Origin of the sequence: Streptomyces rectiverticillatus (genome assembly GCF_013394065.1) — a bacterium.
Classification (GTDB): domain Bacteria; phylum Actinomycetota; class Actinomycetes; order Streptomycetales; family Streptomycetaceae; genus Streptomyces; species Streptomyces rectiverticillatus.
Map to the genome: position 1 here is coordinate 163,594 of NZ_CP040752.1, position 25,561 is coordinate 189,154.

Annotated in this window: 23 protein-coding genes and 1 pseudogene; 8 read left to right on the forward strand and 16 right to left on the reverse strand. The window is 70.1% G+C overall.

The window, feature by feature from the left end; translation table 11 throughout:
* Nucleotides 1-87 precede the first annotated feature (87 nt).
* Both FGW37_RS00660 and FGW37_RS00665 read right to left on the reverse strand, forming a co-directional pair.
* On the reverse strand, nt 88-828 hold the full coding sequence (locus tag FGW37_RS00660) for a transglycosylase SLT domain-containing protein (protein WP_179079232.1): 741 nt from the start codon (nt 826-828) through the stop codon (nt 88-90).
* Between the two features lie 303 nt (nt 829-1,131).
* Nucleotides 1,132-1,794, reverse strand: a complete 663-nt coding sequence (locus FGW37_RS00665) for a helix-turn-helix transcriptional regulator (RefSeq protein ID WP_179079233.1) — start codon at nt 1,792-1,794, stop codon at nt 1,132-1,134.
* 255 nt (nt 1,795-2,049) lie between these two features.
* Between FGW37_RS00665 and FGW37_RS00670 the strand changes: the two genes are divergently transcribed.
* Nucleotides 2,050-5,325: a cytochrome P450 gene (locus tag FGW37_RS00670; RefSeq protein WP_179079234.1), complete on the forward strand. Its 3,276-nt coding sequence runs from the start codon at nt 2,050-2,052 to the stop codon at nt 5,323-5,325.
* A 239-nt stretch (nt 5,326-5,564) separates the two neighbouring features.
* On the opposite strand, the gene FGW37_RS00675 is transcribed toward FGW37_RS00670, so the two are convergent.
* The gene (locus FGW37_RS00675; RefSeq protein ID WP_246430191.1) at nt 5,565-6,056 is read right to left on the reverse strand and encodes a PepSY domain-containing protein; all 492 of its coding nucleotides are present in this window, start codon (nt 6,054-6,056) and stop codon (nt 5,565-5,567) included.
* 424 nt (nt 6,057-6,480) lie between these two features.
* Here FGW37_RS00675 and FGW37_RS00680 point away from each other — a divergent pair, with 424 nt between their 5' ends.
* On the forward strand, nt 6,481-6,654 hold the full coding sequence (locus tag FGW37_RS00680; protein ID WP_179079236.1) for a CsbD family protein: 174 nt from the start codon (nt 6,481-6,483) through the stop codon (nt 6,652-6,654).
* 19 nt (nt 6,655-6,673) lie between these two features.
* Here FGW37_RS00680 and FGW37_RS00685 read toward each other — a convergent pair whose 3' ends face one another.
* The 4 genes from FGW37_RS00685 to FGW37_RS00700 form a co-directional block, all read right to left on the reverse strand.
* Nucleotides 6,674-7,792: a PP2C family protein-serine/threonine phosphatase gene (locus tag FGW37_RS00685; RefSeq protein ID WP_246430704.1), complete on the reverse strand. Its 1,119-nt coding sequence runs from the start codon at nt 7,790-7,792 to the stop codon at nt 6,674-6,676.
* 466 nt (nt 7,793-8,258) lie between these two features.
* The gene (locus tag FGW37_RS00690; protein WP_179079237.1) at nt 8,259-8,537 is read right to left on the reverse strand and encodes a hypothetical protein; all 279 of its coding nucleotides are present in this window, start codon (nt 8,535-8,537) and stop codon (nt 8,259-8,261) included.
* 54 nt (nt 8,538-8,591) lie between these two features.
* Complete coding sequence (locus tag FGW37_RS00695; RefSeq protein WP_179079238.1) at nt 8,592-8,852, reverse strand: hypothetical protein; 261 nt, start codon at nt 8,850-8,852, stop codon at nt 8,592-8,594.
* Nucleotides 8,853-8,983: 131 nt separating this feature from the next.
* On the reverse strand, nt 8,984-10,213 hold the full coding sequence (locus FGW37_RS00700; RefSeq protein ID WP_179079239.1) for a GNAT family N-acetyltransferase: 1,230 nt from the start codon (nt 10,211-10,213) through the stop codon (nt 8,984-8,986).
* Nucleotides 10,214-11,199: 986 nt separating this feature from the next.
* Here FGW37_RS00700 and FGW37_RS00705 point away from each other — a divergent pair.
* A pseudogene (locus FGW37_RS00705) lies at nt 11,200-11,411 on the forward strand (IS5/IS1182 family transposase); the annotation flags it as partial.
* Nucleotides 11,412-11,426: 15 nt separating this feature from the next.
* Here the strand turns inward: FGW37_RS00705 and FGW37_RS00710 are convergent.
* Complete coding sequence (locus FGW37_RS00710; protein ID WP_179079240.1) at nt 11,427-12,713, reverse strand: NucA/NucB deoxyribonuclease domain-containing protein; 1,287 nt, start codon at nt 12,711-12,713, stop codon at nt 11,427-11,429.
* Between the two features lie 188 nt (nt 12,714-12,901).
* On the opposite strand from FGW37_RS00710, the gene FGW37_RS00715 reads away from it, so the two are divergent.
* From FGW37_RS00715 to FGW37_RS00720, 3 genes are all read left to right on the forward strand, one after another.
* The gene (locus FGW37_RS00715) at nt 12,902-14,179 is read left to right on the forward strand and encodes a hypothetical protein (protein WP_179079241.1); all 1,278 of its coding nucleotides are present in this window, start codon (nt 12,902-12,904) and stop codon (nt 14,177-14,179) included.
* 391 nt (nt 14,180-14,570) lie between these two features.
* Complete coding sequence (locus tag FGW37_RS34045) at nt 14,571-14,753, forward strand: NucA/NucB deoxyribonuclease domain-containing protein (protein ID WP_425506468.1); 183 nt, start codon at nt 14,571-14,573, stop codon at nt 14,751-14,753.
* Nucleotides 14,672-14,842, forward strand: a complete 171-nt coding sequence (locus FGW37_RS00720) for a hypothetical protein (RefSeq protein WP_179079242.1) — start codon at nt 14,672-14,674, stop codon at nt 14,840-14,842. The genes FGW37_RS34045 and FGW37_RS00720 overlap by 82 nt, the downstream gene beginning before the upstream one ends.
* Nucleotides 14,843-15,210: 368 nt before the next feature.
* Here FGW37_RS00720 and FGW37_RS00725 read toward each other — a convergent pair whose 3' ends face one another.
* Together FGW37_RS00725 and FGW37_RS33960 are read right to left on the reverse strand one after the other, a co-directional pair.
* A complete protein-coding gene (locus FGW37_RS00725; RefSeq protein ID WP_179079243.1) occupies nt 15,211-15,570 on the reverse strand; it encodes a YkvA family protein in 360 nt (119 codons plus the stop codon).
* Nucleotides 15,571-15,802: 232 nt separating this feature from the next.
* Nucleotides 15,803-16,150: a hypothetical protein gene (locus FGW37_RS33960; protein WP_179079244.1), complete on the reverse strand. Its 348-nt coding sequence runs from the start codon at nt 16,148-16,150 to the stop codon at nt 15,803-15,805.
* A 417-nt stretch (nt 16,151-16,567) separates the two neighbouring features.
* On the opposite strand from FGW37_RS33960, the gene FGW37_RS00735 reads away from it, so the two are divergent.
* Complete coding sequence (locus FGW37_RS00735) at nt 16,568-17,053, forward strand: DUF5709 domain-containing protein (RefSeq protein WP_179079245.1); 486 nt, start codon at nt 16,568-16,570, stop codon at nt 17,051-17,053.
* Nucleotides 17,054-17,544: 491 nt separating this feature from the next.
* On the opposite strand, the gene FGW37_RS00740 is transcribed toward FGW37_RS00735, so the two are convergent.
* Nucleotides 17,545-18,117 (reverse strand): MepB family protein, encoded by a 573-nt coding sequence (locus FGW37_RS00740; RefSeq protein WP_179084422.1) that lies wholly within the window; start codon nt 18,115-18,117, stop codon nt 17,545-17,547.
* Between the two features lie 767 nt (nt 18,118-18,884).
* Between FGW37_RS00740 and thpR the strand changes: the two genes are divergently transcribed.
* Nucleotides 18,885-19,472, forward strand: a complete 588-nt coding sequence (gene thpR / locus FGW37_RS00745) for an RNA 2',3'-cyclic phosphodiesterase (protein ID WP_179079246.1) — start codon at nt 18,885-18,887, stop codon at nt 19,470-19,472.
* Between the two features lie 170 nt (nt 19,473-19,642).
* Here the strand turns inward: thpR and FGW37_RS00750 are convergent, their stop codons facing one another.
* The 5 genes from FGW37_RS00750 to FGW37_RS00770 form a co-directional block, all read right to left on the reverse strand.
* A complete protein-coding gene (locus FGW37_RS00750) occupies nt 19,643-20,152 on the reverse strand; it encodes a DinB family protein (protein WP_179079247.1) in 510 nt (169 codons plus the stop codon).
* Nucleotides 20,153-20,370: 218 nt separating this feature from the next.
* On the reverse strand, nt 20,371-20,976 hold the full coding sequence (locus FGW37_RS00755; RefSeq protein WP_179079248.1) for a CAP domain-containing protein: 606 nt from the start codon (nt 20,974-20,976) through the stop codon (nt 20,371-20,373).
* Between the two features lie 109 nt (nt 20,977-21,085).
* A complete protein-coding gene (locus tag FGW37_RS00760) occupies nt 21,086-22,507 on the reverse strand; it encodes a M20 metallopeptidase family protein (protein WP_179079249.1) in 1,422 nt (473 codons plus the stop codon).
* Nucleotides 22,508-22,995: 488 nt separating this feature from the next.
* Nucleotides 22,996-24,735 carry an amidohydrolase gene (locus FGW37_RS00765; RefSeq protein ID WP_179079250.1) on the reverse strand — a complete coding sequence of 580 codons (1,740 nt, stop codon included), beginning with the start codon at nt 24,733-24,735 and terminating at the stop codon, nt 22,996-22,998.
* Nucleotides 24,736-24,892: 157 nt separating this feature from the next.
* Nucleotides 24,893-25,330, reverse strand: coding sequence for a glutaredoxin domain-containing protein (locus tag FGW37_RS00770; protein WP_179079251.1), 438 nt, complete (start codon nt 25,328-25,330; stop codon nt 24,893-24,895).
* Nucleotides 25,331-25,561 lie beyond the last annotated feature (231 nt).

The following is a 25,561-nucleotide window of genomic DNA, read 5'->3' on the forward strand; positions in this document are numbered from 1 at the left end:
GATGGTGCAGAGCGGCGAAGGGCGGTGGCACCCCGGTGCGGGGTGCCACCGCCCTTCGCGGTGTGCATTGCGGCGGTCGTCAGCCGGTCAGTAGGCGGAGTTGACGTTGTCCATCGAGCCGTACTTGTCAGCAGCGTAATTACACGCAGCGGTGATGTTGGCGACCGGGTCGTAGATGTCCCAGGAGGTGCCCTCGACGTGGTACGCCTTGAACGTCGGGTCGATCACCTGCAGCAGACCCTTCGACGGAACACCGTTCACAGCATTGACGTCCCAGTCGTTGATCGCACGCGGATTACCGGTCGACTCACGCAGCACATTCTTCTTGATGCCCTCGTACGAGGCGGGAATGCCCTTCGCCCGCAGAATGTCCAGGGACTCGTTGATCCAGCCGTCAAGATTGTCGGCATACGCCTTCTTCGCCGGGGCGGCAGGCTTGGCCGGGGCCGCGGGCTTGGCGGCGGGCTTCGCCGGGGCGGCGGGCTTGGCGGCGATGGCCTTGCGCTCGGTGGAACGGTTGGCGGCCTGCTCGGCCGCCCGCTCCGCGTCCACCTTCACCTTCGCAGCAGCATCCGCGCCGGCCTTGGCGGCAGCGTCGGCGTGCTGGTCCAGCTCGGCCTGCTGCGTCTCACCGAAAGCCTCGGCACTCCACGCCACCGGCTTCACCACAGCAGCAGCGGCAGCGGCCGGGGCAGCGTGCGTGTCAGCGGCGAAAGCGTGCGGGGCGACGGCCACCGCGACGACAGCGGCACCGGTCGCGGCAATACCGGCGACAGAGAACTTGTGAATCTTCGGCAGACGGCTATAAGCGGAGACGGTGGAGCGCATGAGTGAGCTGAACCTTCCAATCGCGGATGTCGCCCGGCCCTGAAGCGGCGCAGAAATCAAGCGCCGTTTCTCGGTCGACGGCGCCCAGCGACCCCGTAATTGTTAGCGGCGGCGAAAACCCCTGACAAGGGCTGTGACCTACTACGCTCCTTCATCGCCGGCCCGCGAATATCCACCCTGCCCCCGAATTCACCCACGGCTGTCCACTATCCGGATTCGTAAGTGATCCAGGCCTCATGGGCGGCCTCACACGCACCGCCGCCGAATGTCACCCACCGCAAGCGTGCGGTAGCGAGGTGTCACTCACTCCGCCGCAGGTGGCCAGGCGGTCGGGGAGAGCACGCCCAGCACGTAGGCGCGGGCCACCAGAGCGGTGCGGTTGGAGGCGTCCAGGCGGCGGCACAGGCGGGCGAGGTGGTAGTTGACTCCGTCGGCGCTGAGCCCGACGGTGCGGGCGACCACGGCCGTGGTGCGGCCCTCGGCGACCAGGGCGAGGATGCGGGACTCCAGTGCGGTGAGCGCGACCGGGCCGGCGGCCTGTTCCCGGCCGTCCGCGGCGGGGTGCGGCTCGTCCGCGCGGAGGATGGCCAGCAGGGGCGGGGGCTCGCCCGCCGGGTCGCTCACCGGCTCGACGGTCAGTTCTCCCTCGTAGGACGATCCGCCGGCGGTCCAGCGGACGCGGAAGGGGTAGCGCGAGCGCCGTCCCCCGCGCATGGCGCTCTCGAACTTGCTCAGCCTGCGGGGGTCGGCGGGGGTGAACAGGTCGAGCAGGTGGCGGCCCGTCAGGCGGCCCGGGGTGAGGTCCCACAGTGCCGCCAGGGCCGGGTTCGCGCCGGTGATCACACCGTCGGTGGTGCTGACCGCGGTCGGGACGGGCGTGCGGTCGAGCAGGTTGAGAAAACGGGTGCGCCACACCGCCGGGTCCGACTCCGGGTCGTACACGGTCACGGGCACGGTCACGGTCATGCGCTCCTCTGCTGTCAGCAGTTCCCTGCCCGCCCTTCGCCCTCTCCGGATCCCCGGCAGGCGCGCCGCTCAGCCACCGGCAGGCGCCGCTTACCACAGTCGTGCCATAGCGCGCACGCCGCGGCACGGCCAAGACGCTACAAGAAATCGTAGTTCCGGCCGCAGGCCGGCCCGCGTGCGGCGGAATCGTGGACGCACCGGTCGGGGCCACCACCCGCCGGAGGCCGGACTATCACCCGTCAGAGGAGAGAGCCCATGCGTGACCTGCCCGTCGTCGACGTGTCGGATACGGGTCTGACCGACAGGCCCGTCCAACAGGCCATGGCCTTCGCCCGTGAGTTCGGCCCCGCCTTCCGGCGCCGTTTCCACAGCCGCGAGACGGTGCTGATCTCCTCGTACGAACTCGTCGACGAGCTCTCGGACGAGACACGGTTCGCCAAGGTGATCGGCCCCGCGCTGGAGAACGTCCGCGAGGTCGCCGCCGACGGCCTGTTCACCGCCTACAACGACGAGCCCAACTGGGCCAAGGCCCACGACATCCTGCTGCCCGCCTTCGCCATGGGCTCGATGCGCACGTACCACCCGGTCATGCTGAAGGCCGCGCGGCGGATGATCAGCGCCTGGGACGCGCATCTCGCCCACGACAGGCCTGTGGACGTGTCGGCGGACATGACCCGGATGACGCTCGACACCATAGGCCTCGCGGGCTTCGGCTACGACTTCCAGTCCTTCGCCCGCGCCGAGCCCCACCCCTTCGTACAGGCGCTCGTACGGGCACTCAGCCACAGCCAGGCCGCTCTGGGGAGGACCCCGGGCGAGGACACCGCGGAGGAGGACCGGGCCTTCCGTGCGGACACCGCCTATCTCGCACAGGTCGTCGACGAGGTGATAGCCGGACGCCGGGCCGCCGGGGAGAACAGCTCCGCCGACGACCTGCTGGGGCTGATGCTGAACTCACGTCACCCCGGTGACGGCGAACCCCTCGACGAGGCCAACGTCCGCAACCAGGTCATCACCTTCCTGATCGCCGGCCACGAGACCACGTCCGGCACCCTTTCGTTCGCCCTCTACCACTTGATGAAGAACCCGGTCGCCCTGCGTCTGGCGCAGGCCGAGGTCGACGCGCTGTGGGGCGACGATGCGGATCCGCAGCCCGCGTTCGAGGACATCGGCCGGCTGCGCTACGTACGGCAGGTCCTCAGCGAGACCCTGCGGCTCTGGCCGACCGCCGCGGCCTTCGAGCGCGCACCCGTGGCCGACACCGTCATCGGCGGCAGGTACCCCGTCCCGGCCGGCCGACGGCTGACCGTGCTCACCCCGATGCTGCACCGCGATCCGGTATGGGGCGACAACGTCGAGGAGTTCGACCCGGACCGCTTCGCGCCCGCCGCCGAGGCGGCCCGTCCCGCGAACGCGTACAAGCCCTTCGGCACCGGGGAACGAGCCTGTATCGGGCGGCAGTTCGCCATGCACGAGGCCACCATGCTGCTGGCCCTGCTCATCCACCGCTACCGCTTCCTCGACCACGCCGGCTACACCCTCGACGTCAAGGAGACCCTCACCCTCAAGCCCGACGGCTTCACCCTGGCCCTGGCGCACCGCACCGCCGAAGACCGGGACCGGGTACGCGAAGCCCTCGGCGGACTCGCCGGCGGCGCCACGCGCACGGACCGGGCCGAGGGGCAGCCGGAGTCTGGTGCCCTGCCCGCCAGGGCCGCGGCGGGCACCGCGCTGACCGTCGCGTACGGCTCCAACTTCGGCACCTGCCGCGAGTTCGCCGAGGACCTCGCCGGGACATTCGGCGACCTCGGCTTCGCCACGGAGGCCGTACCCCTCGACAAGATCGCGGGAGCCCTGCCCGCAGGCGCTCCCCTCGTCATCGTGGCCGCCTCCTACAACGGGCAGCCGACCGACGACGCCAAGGCCTTCACCTCCTGGCTGGCCGGCGCGGAACCCGGGGCCGCAGACGCAGTGCCCTACGCGGTTCTGGGCGTCGGCGATCGCAACTGGGCGGCCACCTACCAGCACGTTCCCACCGCCATCGACGACCGCCTGGCCGGACTGGGTGGGATCAGGCTCGTGGAACGGCACGCAGCCGACGCCTCGGGCGACCTCGCGGGATCGTTCGCGCGCTTCACCGCCGCGCTGCGCCGCGCCCTGCTCACGGCGTACGGAGACCCGGGCGCCGGCACGGGGCCCGAGGACTCCCACGAGGACCCGGCCGGGCGCGCCTACGACGTCACCGAGATCACCGGCGATCCCCTCGACGTGCTGGCCTCCCGCCATGGTCTGGTCCCGATGACCGTGACCGCGACGGGGGACCTCGCCGACCTGGCCCACCCCCTCGGCCGCTCCAAGAAGTTCGTGCGCCTCGCGCTGCCCGAGGGCGTCGCTTACCGTACCGCCGACCACCTGGCCGTCATGCCCGAGAACGACCCCGCCCTGGTCGAACGCGCCATCACCGCTCTCGGCCTCGCCTCCGACGCGGTGCTCAGCATCCGCGCCCGGCGCACCGGCCGTTCAGGCGGTTCCGGCCGTTCAAGCGGTTCAGGCGGTTCAGGCGGTTCCAGCCGCTCCGGCCTGCACTTGGATCGCCCGGTCACCGTCCGCGAGTTGCTCACCCACCACGTGGAACTGCAGCACCCGCTCACCACCGAGCAGGTCGCCCGGCTCGCAGACCTCAATCCCTGCCCGCCCGAGCAGGCGGCCCTGCGGCAGCTGGCCACCGGCTCCGAGCGGCAGCCGTCAGGCCCCCGCCACCGGCTGCTCGACCTCGCCGAGCAATACCCGGCGCTGCGCAGCCGAATCGGCTGGCCGCTGCTGCTCGACCTGCTGCCCCCGATGCGCACCCGCCACTACTCCATCTCCTCCTCCCCCGCCACCGGCCCGGATCACGCGGGTCACGCGGACCTGATGGTCTCGCAGCTACGCGCCCCCGCACGCTCCGGCAGGGGCACCTTCGAAGGCACCGGCTCGTCGTATCTGCACCGGGTGCGGAGCGGCGACACGGTGTACGCACGCGTGCAGCCGTGCCGGGACGCCTTCCGGATCCGTCACGACGCGCAGACCCCCGTCATCATGGTCGCCGCCGGTACGGGCCTGGCCCCCTTCCGGGGTGCCATCGCCGACCGCCTGGCCCTGGCCCGCCGGGGCACGCCGCTCGCGCCCGCACTGTGCTACTTCGGCTGCGACCACCCGGACGTGGACTACCTCCACCGTGCCGAACTGGAGGCCGCCGAAGAGGCCGGAGCGGTCTCCATGCGCCCCGTCTTCTCCAAGGCGCCCGAGGAGGGACGGCTGTTCGTCCAGCACCGGCTCGAAGCGGAGGGCGTGGAGGTGTGGCGGCTGTTGCAAGCCGGAGCGAAGGTGTACGTCTGCGGCGACGGCAGCCGGATGGCCCCCGGCGTGCGGGACGCCTTCCAGCAGCTCCATGCGCGGCATACGGGCGGCGACGCCGCCGCTGCAGAGGAGTGGTGGCGGGCCGCGGTCGCCGAGGGCCGCTACGTCGAGGACGTCTACGCGAGCAGCTGACGGGCTTCCGGAGCAGGTCGCATGCGGGTCGTGTGCTGCGGTCCGGCGGGCGGGCGGGCGGTGCGGCGCCGGCTCGCAGCCTCTTGGTGCGGTTGGTGCGGTTAGTGCCTTTGGTGCGGTTGGTGTGGTCTGTCAGACGGCCGCCTGTCCGCAAGGCAGGGGAAATGCCCCGACGGCCTTGGGAACGCCTGCCCGTTCGGCTTCGACGGTGAGACGCGCGAGCGCCGCCGCCGGCGGGCTCAGTCGCGGTCGACGTGCTCGCGCTTGACGCTGCCGTCGGCCGCGCCCACGTCGTACGTCGTCTTGTTCCAGTCGTTCGTCGTCACGACGTCCACGGACCAGACCAGGGTGCCGTTGTCCATGTCGTCCAGGCCGAGGGACGTGATCGTGCCCTTCTTCCGGCCCAGCGCGGTCGAGGCGGCGTCCTGCCAGGAGACCTTGGCCTTGCCCAGCCGGTCGGCTGTCTTCCGCTTGTCCTCGGCATCCTGGTCCGCCTCCGGGCCGGACGAGGTCACCTCACCCGAAACCGCGTCGACGACGACGTCGTTCTCCGTGCCGTCGGCGGCGGCGACCTTCGCGTGCCACTCAGGCGCGCCTCCGGCCGAGCGTTTCAGGTCGATGTCCACCAGCTTGCTGCCGGACACCTTGCCGACCGCCGACTTCGCCGCCTGGTCGTACCCGACCTTCGCCGCGGGCACCAGCGCCTTGCGCTCGGCCTGATCCTCGGTCATTCCCTCGGTACCACCCGGGGAAGGCGACGTCTGCACACCGGTGGGCGAGGGCGAGGGTGACGGAGAGGACGGGGGCGACACCGAGACGGTAGCGGTCGCGCCGTCACCCCCTCCCCCGTCACCGTCGTCACCACACGCGCTCACCACCGCCGCCGTGACCGCCACCGCACACACCACGCGCACTACCCGGCCCCGGCGCTCCACCTGCGTTCCATTCCTTTTCCTCATCCTCATGACCGCACCCCATGCCCGTAAAATCCCCAGGCATACCCCGCCAACCGGCGGATCACCCCCTTCAGCCCTCGTACTGGGCCATCCGGAGCAGATCGCGAACCGGACGACGTTCCTCCTTAGCGCGTTTACCGATGCCCGTACGAGGAAGGCGCGAGAGTGTCCGAATGCCGAGCGCACCTTGGAGGCATCGATGAGCGCCAGGAAGAAGGCAAAGCACGCAGCCGAGAAGATCAAGGGCAAGGCCGAGGAGACCGCCGGCTCCGCCACGGGCAACGACGCCAAGCGGGCCCGGGGCAAGGCGGAGCAGGCCAAGGCGGACGCGAAGCTGGCTGCAGAGCACGCGAGGAACGCACTGCGGCAGTGACGAGGGCGGCGGTGCGTCTTCAGCGCTGCTGCGGCCGCCATTCGAAGAGCAGGATGGTCGCGTCGTCCCGCAGGTCGTTGCGCTGGTGGTCGAGGATCGCGTGGATGAGCAGCCGCAGCACTTCTGCCGGACGCTGGCCCGAGGCTGTGGAGCGGATGATGAAGTCGGTGAACCGTTCGAGTCCGAACTCCGTTCCCCCTTCGCTGCGCGCTTCCGTCACACCGTCTGTGTAGAGGAGGACCCGGTCACCGGGTTCGAGCGCCGTTTCGTGCACGTCCCGGCTGATCGGTGCGAGCTGCAAGGGCAGCCCCATCGGTGGCTGCGGGGGCTTGACCAGGGCATGGTCGATGACCCGCTCGTTGCGGAGCAGCAGCGGTGGCGGATGGCCGCAGTTGATCCACCGCAAGGCCCCCGTGGTCACGTCGAGCTCGCAGAGAACACCCGTACAGAATTGCTCCGGGAGCCACTGGGCAAGCGCCTGGTCGACGGTGTCGACCAGCTCGGGCAGATCGGCTCCGCTACGGCGGGCATTGCGTGCGCCTGCGAGGGCGACCGAGGTGGTCAGCCCCGAGGCGAGGTTGTGACCCATGGCGTCGAAAATGGCCGTGTGCAGAATGTTTTTGACCACCGAATGATCGAAGGCGTCACCGCCGAGTTCATACGCCGGCTCCAGCACCGCCGTCGAGACGCACTCGCTGTTGCCGATGGTGCGCGGCGGCAGGAAGGCCCGCAGCATCTCGGCGTGCAGCTGCATGGGGGCCATGCGTGTCCGGGCGACCAGCCAGTCGCTGTAGGTCCGTTTGGAGGTGATCGCCATCGCGAGCAGGTCAGCCAGTATCCGGCTTCGCCGCAGCCGGGGGCCGTCGAGCGTCGCGGACCGAACCGCGAGCACTCCCAGCCGTTCGGCACCGTCGACGAGCGGTACCCACACGATCACGCCGGCCTCCTCGTCGGCCACTCGAAGCGACATCGTGCGGTACGCCCAGCCGGCCGAGGAGCCGTCCACCGGAAGAGGGCCGTACCGCTCGTCGAGCGGGATGAGAAGTCTTTGCTGCAGGTCGACTAGGTAGATCAGCGCAGTGTGCATGCCCAGCACCGCGGCGCATCGCTCCACCAGTGCGGAAAGCTCCACCGGCATGGCGGTATGCGCTGCCGAGATCAGCCCTTCCAGCCGTTTGTCGTTGATTCCGGCACCGTGCTCCGCCGGCTCCGCGCTGGTCTCTGCACCGGGCTCGAAGGGCTCTACCGAGGGCGCGTGCATGGGGCTGGGCATGGGGCTGGGCATGGGGTCGGGCATGATGATCACCTTTCCCACCGGGTACGGGCGCCTGGTCGGCGGGCAGGGTTTGGACTCTCGACGAACGAGCGTCGGAGCCTCGATCGGCCTCTGTCCGGAGAGGCTTCCCGCAGGACAATGGGGAGCGCCGGTCTGCGAGCCCACGCAGAGGCGGACCGCCGGGTGAAGGCCGTCGGCTGACGCCGCGCCGTGACGGCCGCCGGACGCTGAGCCGTCAGCGCTCCCCACCAGCTTGCGCCCGGCCGTCGCTTCCCGCACGCCGGACCTGCGGCTCCCGGCAGCATAGTGATTGCCCATGCAGACTCGCTCAGCTGCAACTGCAGGCAACGGCTGGCGTCAGCGTGGAAGCCTGGCGGGTGATGAGCGGGCGGGCCGTCTCGCAGGCGCGGCGTATCGCGTGGCGGGTGTCGGTCTGCCAGATCTGTGCCGTATGGTCCGCGCCGACCGTGACGATCCCGCGGCGGCACCTGGGCGGCACCAGCACGGCGTTGACCGCGCCCACGTGGCCGGGGTGGTGCGGGTCGGTGACGTCCCAGTGTCCTGATGGCCGGCGGGCGTACGGATCAGTGCCGGGCGGCGGAACCATGCCCCGAGGTCCCCGTACAGCCTACGCTCGGCCTCCGCCCAACGCCCCCGCATGCTACGGGTGAGCTGCAGGCTGTCGAGCGTCTTCGCCGTCAGGCCGGTCGGACGCCGTTGGCGGCTGCGGGCTGCGGAAGTACCGCTGATTGGGGTCGTTCCACCGGGTCTCCTCGCGCCGGCGCTCGAGGTCACTCCCGTAGCCGTGCTGGCGTGCCCACTCGGCCCCCATACAGTCGCGCAGCAGGCGTTGCTCGGCGTCATGGAGGATGTCCTTCTCGGCTTCCGTCGGCCCGGGCGGGGCCGCCGACGGCTCGGACATGGGCATCCTCCTTCCACCATGGCAGCGTGGCCAGGTCGGCGAACCATTTCCGCCACTGCCCGCCCGTGGACGAGCCGGCAGTGGCGGGCCAGGGGCCTGACGAGACTTGTGCAGGGTCGGCGAGCGCGCGGTCAGAACCAGTGCAGGCAGTGCGGCGGGCGCTCGGCGCGGAAGAGGGCGTCAGCGAGGGTGGCCGCGCCCGGACGGTGAGCCCCGATGTGCCCGGCACGCACGAGCGTGCTGGGGGCGGTGCCGCCGAGGTAGACCGAGCCCAGGTCGCTGATGTCCAGGGACAGGTCGGGCGCACGGTCCGTCGGGACGCAGTCGGCCTTGCCGTCCCGGACGGTCAGCAGGTAGCGGCCGTGCTCGCCGAGGAACGGGTCGTCGACGTCGAGGACGAGCTCGCCGTCGGTGAACCAACCGCGCGCGGTCAGCGCACGCGGGACGTCCAGCAGCCGCACCCAGAGCCAGTCGTCGTCGCTCACCTGGCCGGCACGGAAGTCCGCAAGCTGCCAGCGCAGCGGGTACTCGAGCGGGAGGTTCTTGAACACGACCCGAGTGACCAGATCGTGTCCGAGCACGAACCGGGCCAGGGCCGTGAAGACGGCATCGTCGGTGGCGATGATCTCGTCGACCGTCAGGGTGCCGGACTCAACCGAGTAGCCGGCGTACCCATCCGGGACACCGTCAGCGTCCCGGTGGACGGCAATGTATCGCGGCGCCGCAGAGACCGGGGGCCGCCCCGCACCCAAGGCCCACCAGCGGTGCGGCCGTGACAACGCGCCGGGCTGCGCGCGGCGGTACCGGTCGTAGACCCTTTCCAGGATCTCGCCGCACTCGGCACGCCGCAGCAGCTCGACCGAGCCCGCGTCCGATCCGGCCGCTGGGGCGCCGGCCGTTCCACGCGCCCGGGGCAGAGCGAAGGCGGCCTGGTTGCGCTGCACCGTCAGCCGCTGCGCGTAGGTCGCCGGTCCGTAGCCGAACCTGCCGTAGATCGGGAACTCGGAAGCCAGCAGTACGGAGAGGAATTCCCCGCGGGCTCGTAGCTCGGCGAGCTGATGCCGCATCATCGCGCGGAGCACGCCCTGGCGCCGGTGCGAGGGCAGGACCCCGACGAAGCTCACCCCGGAGACCGGGGCCAGGATCTCACCGGGCAGGGTGAGCTCGAAGGAGTACGCACCAGCAGTGCCGACGGCCCGCCCGCCCGCCGTCATGGCGAGCAGGCTGCGGTCCATTTCGAGCGCCGACCACCAGAGTCCGCCGCCGCCCTCGGCCGGGGTTTCCGGGAAGAGCCCGAACGCGGCATGAAGTGTGTCGACGAAGACGTCGAGATCCTTGTCGGTCGTAGGCCGGATCTCCATTGTTGCCGCGGCCTCCTCGAAATACCGGCACCATGATCACGGTGTCCCGCAACAGTGAAGCGTTGCCCCGTGCCCAGGTCAAACGAATTACAGCCGGGCTCCCGGCCGGTCAGAGCACCGCCCGGTCCTTGCCCGGCCGGGCCCCGGGGATGAGTCACGGTGGACGGGGTCGGCGGCGGTGCTCCCCGCACGGGTATGGCCGTACAGCGCCCGAGAATGGGCCGCGGCAAGCACAACGCTCCTACGGCGTCGATTCGGTACGCCGACGGCTCGACTCGTGAAGCCCCCTTCAACCTGCTGCGGTTGAGGGACTTCGACGAGTCGGACCCGTGGCGCCGGGTTCGTTCGGTACACGGAATGGCGCACTACTCGGCGGCATCTTTGCCCAGCCCTTGCGCATGGTGGCGCGGGTCGACGGCAAGGTACGCAGCCACGTTCCGGATTTCCTTCTGGTGATGGGCCCGGGGACGGTGCGCATCGTGAACGTCGAGTCGGCCTCGCGCCTGCAAGACCCCAAGATCGCGCAGGCACCGGCCTGGCCGGGACGGAGAACATCAGGTTCCTCGCCACCTATCGGCACCCCGGCGTTGTCCCCGCCGACGAATTCGAACGGGCCTGGCAGGAAGTTGTCGACGGCGAGGAGCCGGCGCTCGCCGAGCGACGGCTGGCCGGAGACCGAGAGCCCGAAGAAGCCCGTCCGCCGCTCATGGCCCTGTTGTGGGCGGGACGGCTGACCACGGACCTCGCGGCCAGGCCGCTGTCGGGAGAGTGCGTACTGCGGAGGCACGGATGAACCAGTGGACGACGATGCTGCGGCCAGGGTGCGGCAGGTCGACGTCTCCGTACTGCTCGCCCATCCCACCACTGAGATCCTGAAACCTACCCCGGAGGAGGCGACGACCTCCGCAGTCCTGTTGAGCGGCCTGGCCGACGAGGAGGACGACGAGCTGACCGTGAAGGTCCAGCACCTCCAGGAGGTTCAGCGCAAGGACCAGCGGGCCGACCGCCGGCGCCGCGGTAGCGCGGGCGGCCGACCCACCGGCTTCGACCAGACGATCTACCAGCGCCGCAACGAAGTCGAGCGAACGATCAACGCGCTCAAGGGCTTCCGCGCCGTGGCCACGCGCTTCGACAAGAGGGCTATGTCTTCCACGGCACGGTGGCCGTTGCTGCTCTTCGCCTGTGGCTTCGCTCGTGAACCACCGGACAGTCCTTAGGGGGTGATGACCACTTGGTACGCCTCGCCTTGGAGGATGCGCTCGGACTGAACCTGACGGCCCACGGACCGCCCCGCGTTCTGGTTCTCGCCTGAGGGGACATGGGCCCTGATGCAGGGCGCGACCGGTTCGTCACGTACGACATCCACGCGCCATGCGCCGCCGCCCACGTAGCGGGGGATGATCTCCGCGCACAGGGAGCCGAGCGTGCCGCCCTGGCGGGTCCTGGCGAAGGGGAACTCGTCACATTCATCGTCCACGACGGTGGGGTCGGCTACGAAGGGCTTCGGGGGAGCCTTACAGGTGTAATAACTCCTGCTGGCCGCCCTCGCCTTGTCGCCGTCACGCGTGAGCGGTCTTTTTGCGGTGCCCATGGCGTTGTTGTCGCTCAGGTTGTTCTGCGCCCATTCGTAGGCCACTGCGGAGGCCCCGTATTGGGACTTGCTGAGGACCACCCTGGCCAGGTTCTCGGTGGCGATGCAGCCGGGGGTATTGCCGACCTGCCCGTCACAGGCCACCGAGGGGCCCGCCCACTGCCCATAGCTGATGACGGGGTAGTCCGCGTCGGGGCTCTCCGTCCGGCTCTGGTAGGCGATCATGCTGCGCGAGCGCTCGCCGCCGCCCCGGGTAGTGGTCTCGTAGGAGAGGTGTCCGGTCTGGTCCTCCGTGCCCGCGCGCAGCTCGATGGCCCCGCCGCCCCAGGCGGGCGGCCCCGGTATGCACGAGGTGCACGACGACGACAGAGCGAGTCTCACAGCGGAAACACCGTCGTACTTGCCAGCGTAGACGGCGATGTTCTCCTGCCACGTCACGCTGTTGGGGTCCAGCGCGGACCGGGCCGTGACCAGGAGTTCGGCGGTGCCGATCGTGTCACCCGCGCGGTTCTCAAGCACGTACACGATGCCGTGCCGCATACAGTAGGCATGGCGGTTGGAGACGACATCCTGGCGTTTTTTGGAGGTGCACAGCGCCTCCGGGCTGGCATCCGGGTCGTCCCCGGGGTCGACGCCATCCTGGGGGGCGGCGGCGACCCCGGGGACAGCGGCGGTGCGGGCGCGGATACGGGCGAGATCCCCGGCGGTGACGGGCCGCTCCTTGACGCAGGTCCATGCCGCGCCCTGGCGTGCGAGCTTGGAGCCGGGGGTGGTGGCCGTGCAGGCGCCGTGGCCCTCGGGAGCCGCCGATAGTGGTGCGGCGGCGGCCGGTGAGACGCCCAGGGTGAGGAGGACTGCGGTGAGGGCGAGCGAGGCTATCGCCGCGAGCAGGCGTATGACATGTTTCAAAGGGTGGTCTCCCTGTTCGGTGGCGTACGGGTCCGTTGGGGATGGAACCGGTCCGGTGCCCGTGTGCGCCAGGGGCGGAACAAGCCCCTCTCGATCATTTTTGGCCCGTTGCGGGCTCACGCCACCACCACGTGGCCGCTACGTTCACCCCTTGACCGGACACACACGACCAGGGGGAAAGGGCAACGATGCGCCCCACAAGACCCGTCAGCCGCATAGGCAGAGCGCTCATGGCCTGTGCGGCCTCGGCCGCTGTAGCCACCGTGGGCCTCGCCGTCTCACCGGCCTCGGCCGCACCTGCCAAGTCCGCCACGGCCACGCGGATCAAGCCCGGTGACGCCTGCACGGCGGCCGACCTCGGCACACGCCACCCGTACATCAAGACGACCGAAGTCTCCCCGGAGATCACCCACTTCAAGGGCTGGTACGTCACCGAGGGCTCAACCGGCTACCAGAACGTCACCACCAGCACTCAGACCACCATCTCGGTCTCCGTCGGCCTCAACGGCAACGTCCAGGGCAGCTTCGCCGTCGAAACCCTCGGCACCGTCGGCGCGAGCCTGGGCCTGAACGTTCAGGTCAACTACTCCACCACCAGCAGCGAGTCGAACTCGGTCACGTGGAACTTCCAACGGCCCGGCTACTACGGCGTCTACAAGGGCACCAAGAAGGTCACCGGAACGTACGGAAGCCTCAACTGCAACCGCATCCAACAGGGCGACGGCAATTGGGCGCTGAAGTGGATCGAGGGGCCCGGCAGCGGCAGCTTCACCACCTACACCACCCTCGAAGAAGGCGCGGTGCGCTGCCAGGACAAGGTGCCCTCCAACAGCATCATGGCCAAGGCACAAGGCCTCCTCGACTGCGGCTCGCCCGCCGCGAAGGCCGAGCACCCGGCGGGTGCGGTGGCCCCGACAGCGAAGCAGACGCAGGACCGCCTCGTGCAGCGCCCGGCTCCCACCAGCGGCACGTCCGCCGAACAGCCCAAGGCCACCGGGCGAAGCGCGCAGGCCGCCCTGAACTGCCAATCCGCCGTCTACAGGATCGACGTCCCCGGCAAGCCCCTGAACTGGAGCGCACCGCTCCTGGCCAACGATGGCATCCGCCTGCGCGAATCCACCTTCTTCAGCGCCCACTTGGACAACTGGCGGCTGTGCAACGTGACGGAGCGCAACGGGGTCATCGAGGCGTCCCTGTGGAACTGGGGCAACGGCGGATGCGCGACCATCCCGGCGGACATCGCCAACCGGGAGCAGGCCTACCTGACGACGGCCACCTGCGGGGAGGACGACCTCCAGCGGTTCTACATCTACCGCGACGTACCCGGCAGCACGAAGATCGGCCTGCAGAACAAGTACACCGGCTCCATGATGGGCTACGACCGGTACGCGGACGGGGAGTTGATCCGTCAGTACTCCAGCGGCAGGCAGGACGGTACGGGTACGTACACCCTGACCGCAGTCTGACGGCCTCCTGCCCGTGAGCGCGGCCCCGCGCGTGGACCCCCGGGCCCCCCGGTTCCGTGCGGGGTCTTGCGCGTCTCCACCCCGAGCCCGGCCCAGGGGACCGGCGCCCGTGGCCGAACGCTCCCTGCCGCATGCGGCGAAGCCCTTCCAGGGTGGTTCGCCCTTCGCTCCGACCGCAGAGGCCTGGCGACGGCGGCCAACAGGCCCTAAGGCCCGGCCCGGATACCACTTTTCGGGGAGACTCACCCCCGCAGACGGGCAGCCGACGACACCCCTCCCGCCGGTCAACACCGACTGGGCCGGCCCCACCCTGCGCTGTGACGCCATGGTCGGCCAGTAGCCCGGCTGCATCGTCGACGGGCACCTGGCCGACGTGAGGGACCCCCTGCTGGTGCCGGACGACTCGTGTGATGAGTTCCCCTTCGCCCAGTCCAAGGAGGGCGGCAATATCGGTGCCCTGTGCGTGGACATCCTTCCCCAGGAGGTAGGCGTGTGTGGAGTGTCAAGGATGTCAAGACCCTGCGGGGCACCACGGACGCGCCCTGTGTGCGCTCCCACGTCACCAACGACGTGAACACCGCTGCGGGCGGCGAGCTCGGCCGCGCGGTGCAGGCCGACCGCATCCTCGAGAACGAGCCGTACCAAGTGACCATCGACCCGTGACCGGCCCCCGCGCCCGGCCATCCGGTGTGCCGTACGACATGGGCCGGCAGGTCTCGTAGATCACAGGCGCCCGCCTGGCGGGCAGGGGAAGGCCCCCAGTGGTGACGGAGTGCACCATGCCGAGGAACCGGCCCCGGTCGTAGGCGCCCCAGTCGAGGCCCTCTGTACCGGCGTGTCTGACGAACTGAATCTCGCGCTCATCAACGACGTACATGAACAGGTCGTCGAGCGCTCCGGGCTCCCTGGCCACCGTGGTCCCTCCCTGTGCCAGATGCGCCGGCCCGGCGGACCCGTCACGGGCATGTCCCCCTCCCCGCCGGGCCAGGCTCAGCGCAAGGATGTCACGACGCCTTCCCAGCCAACTTGCCTTACTTGACTGGAGACTTCGCGCTCATCTGCTCGCGGCGTGTTCGGCGAGGTGGTTGATGCCGGCGGCGCTCGGCCTGCCGGAGGCCCGGGAGAAGAAGGCCCGCTCCGTGAAGCGAGCGCAAGGCCAGGAGCAGGACGCCGATGTCGTCCAGATAGACGGGGTCGGGGATGAGGTCGAGGGGAGAGATGAGATAGAGCAGGGCGCCCCAGAAGACCACCTTGCTGCCCTCAGGTGCCCCTGCCTGCTGCAGCAGCCGACGGGCCCGGAAGAGCCGGACCGCCAGGAACACGGCGGCCCCGGCCGCCGCCGCCAGCAAGAGGGCCGCCCCACAGATCAGGACCCAGAATTCGAAACTCATACCCGACCGTGTACCCCTGTCGTCGTCCTTCCGGCAGCAAGGCTGCTCCCGGCGGCGCAGGACGCTGACGACCCGCTCCCTGCCCCAAGAGGGGGCTCGCCCCCGCACTCTACGGCGGTGGTGACCAGATGGGGCCTACACACTTGCGGAAGTAGCCGCTCGGGTCGTTCCGGTACTGGTAGCGGTACCGGCCGGGATGCCTACGCCGGTGTGGGCACACGAACCATCGCCCTCATGGCCAGGCGGCGCGAGTCGGTCCCGGCCGCTCGGCGCAGCGTTCAAGGCGACCGACGGCACGTCCGGCCGCCTCGCCGTTCTCGCGGACCTGGATGCCGAGGGCGCCCTGTCCTGGGGAGGGCAGGTAGGTGCCGAGGGGAAGGTGCTCGCTGATGGCATGCCTGAGGCCGAGGCGGTTCCGGCCGGCTGAGGCAAGGACCACGACGTCGGGGGCATCCGTGCCCGGAACCTCCCGAGCCGTGGGGAGACCACTCGCCCGCGATCGCATACCGCTCTGCCCGGGCTCAACCCGCACTGCCCATGTTGCGCCTGAAGATCGGCGGCAGCCCGGCCCCGCCGACATCGCCCCGGGGTTCTACGCCGGGTGAGCGCACGGCACCGTTGCGGCCACCAACCCGATCCGCGGCACCCGCCTGACCAGCCGCCCGGCCGCCGACGGCGTCTGGGGGAACACCTTCGGCCGGGCCGGCGCATGGCCGAAGGCCACGACGGCAGATACCGCCCCGATCTGGAGAACTCGGGTGGCTGGAGCTTCTGGGTTACGGCGATGTCTCTGCCGGCACCCGATTCTGGACGGCATCAACGACCAGTCGGCCCCCCTGGAACCTGACGCGCCAGGCCCGGAAAAGCCACGGTCGGCCCGGATGCCGGGTGGCAGCCATCCGACCTCCGTCGCCTCCGGAGAGCGCGAAGCGGCCATACAGGGGAGAGTGGAGGTAGGCCGTCGCCGTGGAACCGTGCGGGAGGAGGCTGCCTCACTATGTCCGATGACCTGATGGGTGACGAGGTCTACCAGCCTGCCCGGTCCGACCGCCGGGACAACCCTGGTGACCTGGACCTGGAGAACGCACTCGACGACGACCTCTACGACCAAGTGCTGGACATGGGCTATTCGCCCCCGGAGAAGCCGCTCGGCGTGGGGCACCACGGCACGACGGCCCGCGAGCAACGCGAGCGTGAAAGCCTCGACCAGAGGCTCGCCGAGGAGATCCCCGACATCGCGGTGACGGGCGGGAACGGCATTGGCGATCTGCCCGACGGGGAGGGCGAGCCCATCGACGAGGAGGTCGGCGGCGAGCGCGCCGGGCGCCTCACCGCCACCATCGACGCCATGCCCCCTCGGCGCAACGACGTCTTCGCCCGGGATGTGGGAATCGACGGCGGGGCGGCGTCCGCGGAAGAGGCGGCGATGCACATCGTGCCTGATGAGCCGGTGGTCGAGTTCGGTGATGACCTCAACGTGTGACGACGGTGCTCACACGCGGTGCGCTCCGGCATGTGTTCCAGCCGAAACGACGACCACTGCTGCGACCTCGCGGGCATCCCTCTGATCTGCGCAACGACACCTCCGGGGTGCGGCGCCCGCCAACAGGAGGCGATCCGGTACGCGCATCGTCACCCTGTGTGAGCCACCGAGCTCCGGATCGCGCATGAATACGGATAGTGACCCGTCCTGATCCAATGCGGACATTGTGGGTCTGAGCGAGGTCCGCGCAGACCAGGCACAGGCCGCCGGCTTCTACAACCTGCCTGCCGCGGGCGCCGAGCTCGACGGCCGGCCCATGACACTTACCGCCATGAAGTTCGGTGAGCCCTGCGAATACGCCGACCGCCGGGACATGGGCCGGAGGCGAGCCAGAGGTGGGGGCGGGCCCGCGGTGACAGCGCGAGTGCCGCGCTCAGAGTTCTCACCGCGTACGGAACCAGTGGGCTGCGCCCCCGTGGCAGCCCGGCCGCTCAGGCCAGTCGGGGGTGATAGAGGGCGTGGGCGTGGGCGCGGGGAATGTCGGCGGTCTCGCCGTCAGGCAGCTGGAGGAAGTGTTCCACCTGCCAAATCTGTGTGCTGCGGGCCTGGCGGTTGGTGGTCGTCACCCACGGCGGATAAACACGGAAGGCCCGTTTCCCGCCGGAACCGTTCGTTGACAAGATGCCTCGTTCGCGCAGCACGTCCCGCGGGAACACGAACTGCCCGAACCGATCGCCCTCACGGGTGCTGATGACGAAAAGATCAACGGGATCTTCAGCGTCGAAGGGCTGAATGGGTCCACTCACAGACCTCTTCCAGACCGTGACGAACTGACCGACCTTCGTCGGGGTCGTCTTTGCCACCCGGAATCTCACCGAGAACCCGTCCAACGTGAATCCGCATGCCCCGTACTCAGCACTCTCCGCTTCGGGTACCGGCCGTGAGCACGTGAACCCACCCGGGTCGTACACCAGCGCCTTCGCCCTCAGTAGATCACCGGGGATCCCGGGTCCCCACAGCCCAGCATCATGGGCGCCGAACCCCGAAGGGACCTCACGTTCCATCGCCATCCCCACATCCTGCCAGATATCGAACGCGTGAACGAATTTGTCGTGGCTCCGCGGCGCCCCGGAAGCGGCAGGACACGCCTACTGGAGCATGCTGCCGTACGCCTTCGGCACCGGTCGGCACGTCAAGCACAAGCTGATGCCCATCGGTTGCGCACCCGGCGACCCGCAAGCGACCCCGTACGACGAGGCCTGGTGCTCCAGTCCGCCACGGACAAGGAGCACACGTCGTTGGACCGGGCCACCGTGCGCTGGGAGGAGGCGGCAGCATCGGCGAGGCCCCCAGGAGCCTCTACCAGGCGTCCGCCACACGCCGCAGAGACGCCAACGGCATCCCCATGACTGAAACCTGAACCGGCCCGTCCGCCCCCCGCCCGCCCGCCGTCCACCGAACCCGTGCCACCCCGCGACCGGGGTGGCACGGGTCGGCAACAGAGGCGAGGAGTTCCCGTGAAGCAGCAGGGCGCGGCGGTGCGCTTCCGCGTCTACGTCTACAACGCCGCGGGCGAGCCGGTCGCCGGGAGCGGGCGGCGGACACTACCAATCTGCCCTGCACCGTGCACGTGGCCGACGAGAAGGCCGCCTGGCCTCGGTGCGCACCCTGTACGACCTGCTGCAGGACACCCGTGATATCCGCGCTACTGCGGGCTCCGGCTCTGGCAGCGCGTGCCCTGACGTAGCGGGGGCCTCGGTCACCGTCGTCTGACGGACCGGCGCCGTTGCGGACGCAAGGAAATGCGTCCGGGGCGCGTCACACTGGCCTCATGCGTTTGTTCGCCGCAGTGATCCCCCCTCAGGCCGCCGTCGACGAGCTGGCGGCCGAAGTGGCACAGCTGCGCGCCGCCCTCCCCGAGCGGCACGGTCGGCTGCGCTGGGCCCACCCCGCCACGTGGCACTTCACCCTCGCCTTCCTCGGTGAGGTCGACGAGGCCCTGGTTCCTGAGCTGGGCGAGTGCCTCGCCCGTGCCGCTCACCGGCACCCGGCGCACGAGCTGCGGTTCGCGGGCGGCGGCCGGTTCGGCGACCGGATCCTGTGGGTCGGGGCGACCGGGTCGCTGGAGACCCTGGCGGGTCTGGCCCGCTCCACCACCACCGCGGCCCGGCAGGCCGGAGTACACATGGACGACGCCCGGCCCTTCCGCCCCCACCTCACCCTCGCCCGCGTCACCGGGCATGTGAACCTCAGGCCGTACGCGGAGGAACTGGCCGAGTTCCGGGGCCGCCGGTGGCGCGTCGAGCGCCTGGAACTGATGCGCAGCAACCTGCCCGGGGGCGGGGTCGGGGCCGTCGGCGAACGTCCCCGGTACGAGACCGTGGCCGTCTGTCCCCTGGGCACCCGCCGGGCCCCCTGAGCAGGCCGGATACGTTTGACGCACGCCCAGAGACGTAACCGGGTCCTGATCGGATGGGGGGCCGTGGGTGCATGGCCGGCGGCGCCTGTCATCCCCGAGCCTCAAGCAGAGGCCGACCCACGCCACCGGCCGCAGCGCAGCGCAGCGCAGCGCTGCGCTGCGCTGCGCTGTCAGTAGTAGCCCTTGCGGCCGTCAAGCAGCTCTCGGATAGCGTCCATGTGGCCGGCGTGCCGGGCAGTCTCCTCGACCATATGGATCAGCATCCACCGTAGGCTCGCGCCGGCTGAGCGGTAGTCCGGGTGCCGGCCGGTCACGTCGAGTGAATGGGCCGCCACGATCTCGTTCGACACCGTGCACTGCTGCTCGTACTCGTTCAAGAGCTGGGCGAGCGGGATGCCTTCCACCATCATCTCGGCGTCGTCGGGCCCCTCGAACTGTGGTCCCTCGGCGGGGCGGCCGAGGAAGAGCACCTCGAACCACAGGTGCTCGACCCAGCGCAGGTGCGAGACGATCCCCGCCATCGTCATCAGGGGCGAGGCAGGCAGTACGGACCGGTGGGCGTCGGCCTCGGACAGCGCCTCGCACTTCCATTGGACGATCGCGCGCTGCGTGTCGAGCCAGCCGAGCAGCTGGGTCCGTTCGTCCGCGGCGAAGGGAGGGCGGATGCGGGGAAGCGTCATGCTCGCGGAGGATACTCGAGCTGGGCACGGGGCCCTGCGGCCCACCGGCGGAATTCAGGATTCAGCCGACGGGCCGCGTCGCACCCCAGGAAGTTCGCACCCCCAGGAAGGCGGTGAAGGAAGCTGCTCCCGGCTGCAGTTCCGACGGCGGTGCGTCGGCGCCCGCACCGCGGGACGAGCCGCCGCCCGGGCCGGCGACTGCCATCCGGACGCCGTGGTCAGGCGCTCCCGCACGACGGCGGGCGGGTGACCAGCCTCCGGTGCTTGCCGACCAGAACCACGTCCCAATATCGGTTCTCGTAACCCATGCCGATCGCCACCGTGTCCGGGCTCATCAGCGCCTTGTAGAAGCTGTTGTCCGGGTCCGGGTCCGTGGCCATGTCCGCGAAGTAGCCGTCATGATCGTAGCCCTGGAAGAGGTACTCGAGGATGTGGGACGAGTACACGTTCGCGTCACTCAGCCGGGCACGCAGGTCCCGTCCGTCACTCCCGACCTGGGTGAGCCGCCCCATCCTCGCCATGTCGCGGGCGTGACGGCGCGCCGCGTCGGAGACGGGGTTCGAGATCAGCAGAGAGGTCAGCCGCCGCTTCGTCCGCTCCTTGTTCACCTCGCACACGATCCGGTCCACGTTCGGGTAGTACACGTGTCGCGCGGCCCCGGACATGCCCTTGTGCGCGGCCGTCGGCCCGGGCGGTAGCGGCCCGGACGGAGCCGCATGTACGAGCGGCACGGCGACGAACAGGACGGCGGACAGGGCAGCGGCCAGAGCGGGTGCGGTGACACCGACGCGTCGCGCGCCGTGCCTGTTGCTCGTTGTGGTCATGCCTGTCACAACGCGTGCCTTGGTGCAGGGTTTCGCCCGGACGAAGTGCTGCTGGGGTAGACAGAGGTCTTGGGAGCAGCAGAGGTACCCTCCCGGCTGATGCCGGCCCTCAGTCCCCGTCGCCCGTGCTTGCTACCCCAATGGCCTCGCGGCGCTCGCCCTTTCCCTTATTTTCCTTCTTGACCTTATTCCCCTTATTCCCCTTCTTGGCCTTGTTCCCCTTGTTGCCATCGTTTCCTCCGCCGCGCAGGAAGTCCTCGGCGACCGCGCAGTGCAGGGCGACTCCGGCGGCCAGCGCCTCCTCGTCGTAGAGCACGCGGTCGGAGTGGTTGTCCGGTACCTTCCCCGGCACGCCGCCGGGCGGGCAGGCGCCCAGAAACACCATCGCGCCGGGGACGCGCTGCAGGACGTACGAGAAGTCCTCGCCACCCATCGTGGGGTGGGGGAGCTCATGTACGCGGGAGGGGCCGAGGGCGGTGGCCGCAGCACGGCGCACCAGAGCGGTGAAGGCGGGGTCGTTCTGCACCGTGGGGTAGCCCTCGGGGAGTTCTACAGCGACGGTCATGCCGTGGGCGGCGGCCACCCCTTCGGCCACGCGCGTGATGCCCTCGCGCACCGTGCGGCGGCTCGCCTCGGAGAGCGTGCGGTACGTGCCGGACAGCTCCGCGGTCTCCGGGATGATGTTGAACGCGCTGCCCGCACGGATCGTGGTGATCGTGAGGACCGCGGGCTCGAAGATGCCGACAGTCCGGGTGATCATGGTCTGGAGAGCCTGGACGATCTCGCAGGCGACCGGGACCGGATCGAGCACCCGGTGAGGGCCGGCCGCGTGCCCGCTCCGGCCCCTGACGGTGATTCGTACGAGGTCGGCAGCGGCGTACTGCGTGCCCGGCCGGACGTGGACGGTGCACGTCTCGTTGCGGGCGTTGATGTGCAGGGCGAACGCCGCATCGACGGCCGTACCGTCGGCCAGGGTGAGCAGCCCCTCCTCGATCATGGGCAAGGCCCCGCCGCCGGTCTCCTCGGCCGGCTGGAACATGAAGACCACCCGCCCCGTCAGCCGGTCCCTGCGAGCGTTGAGCAACCGCGCGGCGCCTACGAGCATTGCCGTATGCGCGTCGTGCCCGCACGCGTGCATGACACCGGGTACCTGGGAGGCGAAGGCGAGGCCGGTGTTCTCCTGCTGCAGCAGGGCATCCATGTCCGCGCGCAGCAGCAGAGTCCGCCCGGGCCGTCCGCTGTCGAGCACGGCCACCACCGAGCTCAGCTTCCTGCCGAGCGTCACCGTCAGGCCCAGGCCGTCGACTGCCTCCAGGATCGCCTGCTGGGTACGGGGCAGGTACGCGCCCACTTCCGGGAGGCTGTGGATCCGGCGCCGTAACGCCACGACATCGGGCAGCAGCTTCCGTGCCTCGGCCAGAAGGCCGGACTCCGGACGGACAGAACCCGATCCGTCGATCAGCACGCGCGCCTCCACAGCGAACGGGTCGTCCTCCGGCGGGGGATGAGCGGCAGCGGTCGCCGACGCCATGAGACCACACCTGGTCGATCACCGACAGAGCGACTCCGCGGCACGGGGCACGGGGTGCGGCGTACGGGGCACCGGGCGCGCGATTCGGGGCTCTCCGCCCGCACTACAGCTGCAGAGTCCCAGGGCGGCCCCGGCGATCTCGTTGAAGACGGACGAGTCGTAGATGAACTCCCGCGACCAGTGATACAGCGGCGGCGGGTTCCCGTCGTCCATTTCCGGGCCGTCGGTTGCTCTGCTCGCAGTCACCGGCGCGCAGGCCAGACAAAGGCCCTCGACCCGAACTCTCCCGCCTGATCCTCGACAGGCTCCCCCGCGGCGCTTGACCCGATGCACGATGTATCGGAATAAAACCAGCTTCACAAGATACATCGGCTTATATGACCGACCTTGAGTCCATGGCGAGTTGGACCCGCCGCTGGTGTCCGCGTTCGCGATCGCGATCGTGATCGCGAACACGGACACCAGCGGCGGGCATGGCGCCATCGCCGTCAGGCTTCGTGGACCACCCGGCCGTCGAAGACGGTCATGGCAACGGGCACACCGGCGATCTCGTCCGGGGACGTGGTGCGCAGGTTGCCGCCGAGCACGCACAGGTCGGCCACCTTGCCCACGCTCACCGAGCCCTTCCAGCTCTCGGCGAAGTCCTGCCAGGCACCGGCGGTGGTGTAGGCGGCCAGTGCCTGTTCCAGGGTCAGGCGCTGCTCCGGCCCGTGCACGTCGCCGCAGGTGCCGCGCCGGGTCACCAGGGCCTGCACGCCTGCGCGCCAGTTCGGCGCGTTCACCGGGGCGTCCGAACTGCCGAGGAGCGGCACGCCGGCGTCCACCGCCGAGCGCCACGGCAGGAACGCGTCGCCGGCCGGTCCCTGTGCCGCTCGGTGGATCGCGTTGGCCCAGCTCTGTGCCTGCGGCCCGAGGCCGATCCGGTACCTGGCCATCGTGGGCAGGAGGCTTGCCGGGACGAACGCGCCGTGCATCGCGATGTGACGGGCATCGGCTCGCGGGTGGCGGCGCAGGGCGGCGGTGAACGCGTCCACGACGGTGGGCACCCAGCGGTAGCAGTGCACCCCTACCTGGTAGCCGGCGGCATGGGCGATACGGACCATCTCGGCGAGTTCGGCCGCCCGCTCCTCGTTCGTGTTACCGGCGACCAGCAGGTCACCGCCGCTGTCGGAGAACAGCTTGACCCCGCGCACCGCGAACCGGCGGGGGTCGACGCCGGCCGGTGGCGTGAACTCGCGCAACGCCTTGTCGACCGCGGCGGCGGATCCGCCGGACTGGGAGCAAGGCAGGAACAGCGCGCTCACCCGGGCGTCAAGGGCCCCGGCCCGGGCCAGGTCCACGTAGGCGTTGAGGGTCTCGATGCCCTGGGTGCCACCGCCGAGTCCGTCGCCGCCGGGCCCGAGGCCGGGGTCGGTGAAGCTGGTGATGCCCTCCGCCCGCAGGCGGGTGAGCGCGTCCTGGATCGCCTGCTTGCGCTGCTCCCGGGTGCGGGGCGGGAGCAGCAGCTGGACCAGCGCCTGCCCTCCGTATCGCAGTACGCCGGTGGGGCGCCCGTTGGCGTCGTAGTCGACGCCGGGTTTTCTGGTCCCGTCCGGCCCGACGTCGGTGATCCCGGCGAGTTCGAGGGCGCGGGAGTTGACCGCGCTGACGTGATAGCCGCTGTCCTGGAGGAAGACCGGGTGGTCGGGCGACACCCGGTCGAGGTCGTCGCGGTTCGGCTCCCGGTTCTCGGCCAGCCGGGCGGGGTTCCAACCGGAGCCCCTGATCCACTCCCCCGCCGGGGTGCGTCCGGCCTCGGCTGCCACGGCGGCGACGATGTCGGCGACGGACTTCGCTGCGGCCGGGCCGAGATCGAGCGCGTACGGCGGGAGGTTCAGCCGATATACCGCGGCGTGCAGGTGGGTGTCGTTGATGCCGGGGGTCAGCGTCCGGCCGCGCAGGTCCACCGTCTCGGTGCCTCTGCCGGCGAACGCCCGGGCGCCGGTGTCCGGGCCCACGTAGACGATCCTGCCCGCCCGGACGGCCACGGCCGTCGCTCGCGGCCGCCTCGGGTCCATCGTGATCACATCACCGTTGTGGAACACCAGGTCCGCGGTACCCGATTCGGACGCGGCAGCCCGGCCCGTGCCACCGAGCAGCGAAGTGGCCGCAGCGGCTCCTAACAGCCGGCCGACGCCCCGCCGGGAGATGGTCGCGGTCGCGGGCAGGCCTATGCCAGGTGAAGTCATGGGCAATTCTCCTATTTTACTGCTATTTGGAAAAGGAGTTGGGAACGAACGGAGGATCTTCCGGTGAAGGGAGATACGTCAAGTGGCCGAGCCCACCCACGGCGAGGGCTGATCTTCAGGGCTTACGGATGCCTTCCCGCCATGGCACCGCTCCTCATCACGCGGGAGGGGAGAGCTGTTCGCGCACCCAGTCAGGATCGGGGTTGACGTGCGGCCGGCCCGCCACGACGACGGTCGGCACGGTCTCATTTCCGTTGTTGGCCGCCCTCACCGCTGCCGCTCCAGCCGGGTCGCGCCAGATGTCGACCCAATGCAACTGACGGGCGCTACGGCCCAACCGGATGCGCAGGCGCAGGCAGTACTTACAGCCCGACCGCCAGAAAACGACCGGTCGGTCGTCGACCGCACTGCGGCGTTGTGCCTCCAGTGCGCCGATCGACCTCGGGAAGACCAGAGGGGAGTGCACGCCTGCGAGCAGCACAAACAGCGGCAGAAGTGTCGTGCCTGCGCCGGGGTTCCCCGTAACGATCAGCCCAGTCGCTACGACTGACCCGCAGAGTACAAACAGCAACGGCAAGGTCCAAGCGCGCATCATGAAGACGCAGGCTATCGACGAGGCGGAATGCTGCTCGAACTGGGCCGTGCATGAGGCACCTGTACACGGAAATCGAACCCGGTCGTCCGCCCGCCCGGTCGTCCGGTCGCCCGGTCGCCGCCGCCTTGCGGAAGTCCGGTGCGGCGGCCAACAGGCCCACGCCGGCGCTCAGCGCCTGACGTTCGCCCAGTGGTACCTGGACTGGCTCGCGTTCGCCGAGGGCAAGGCGTG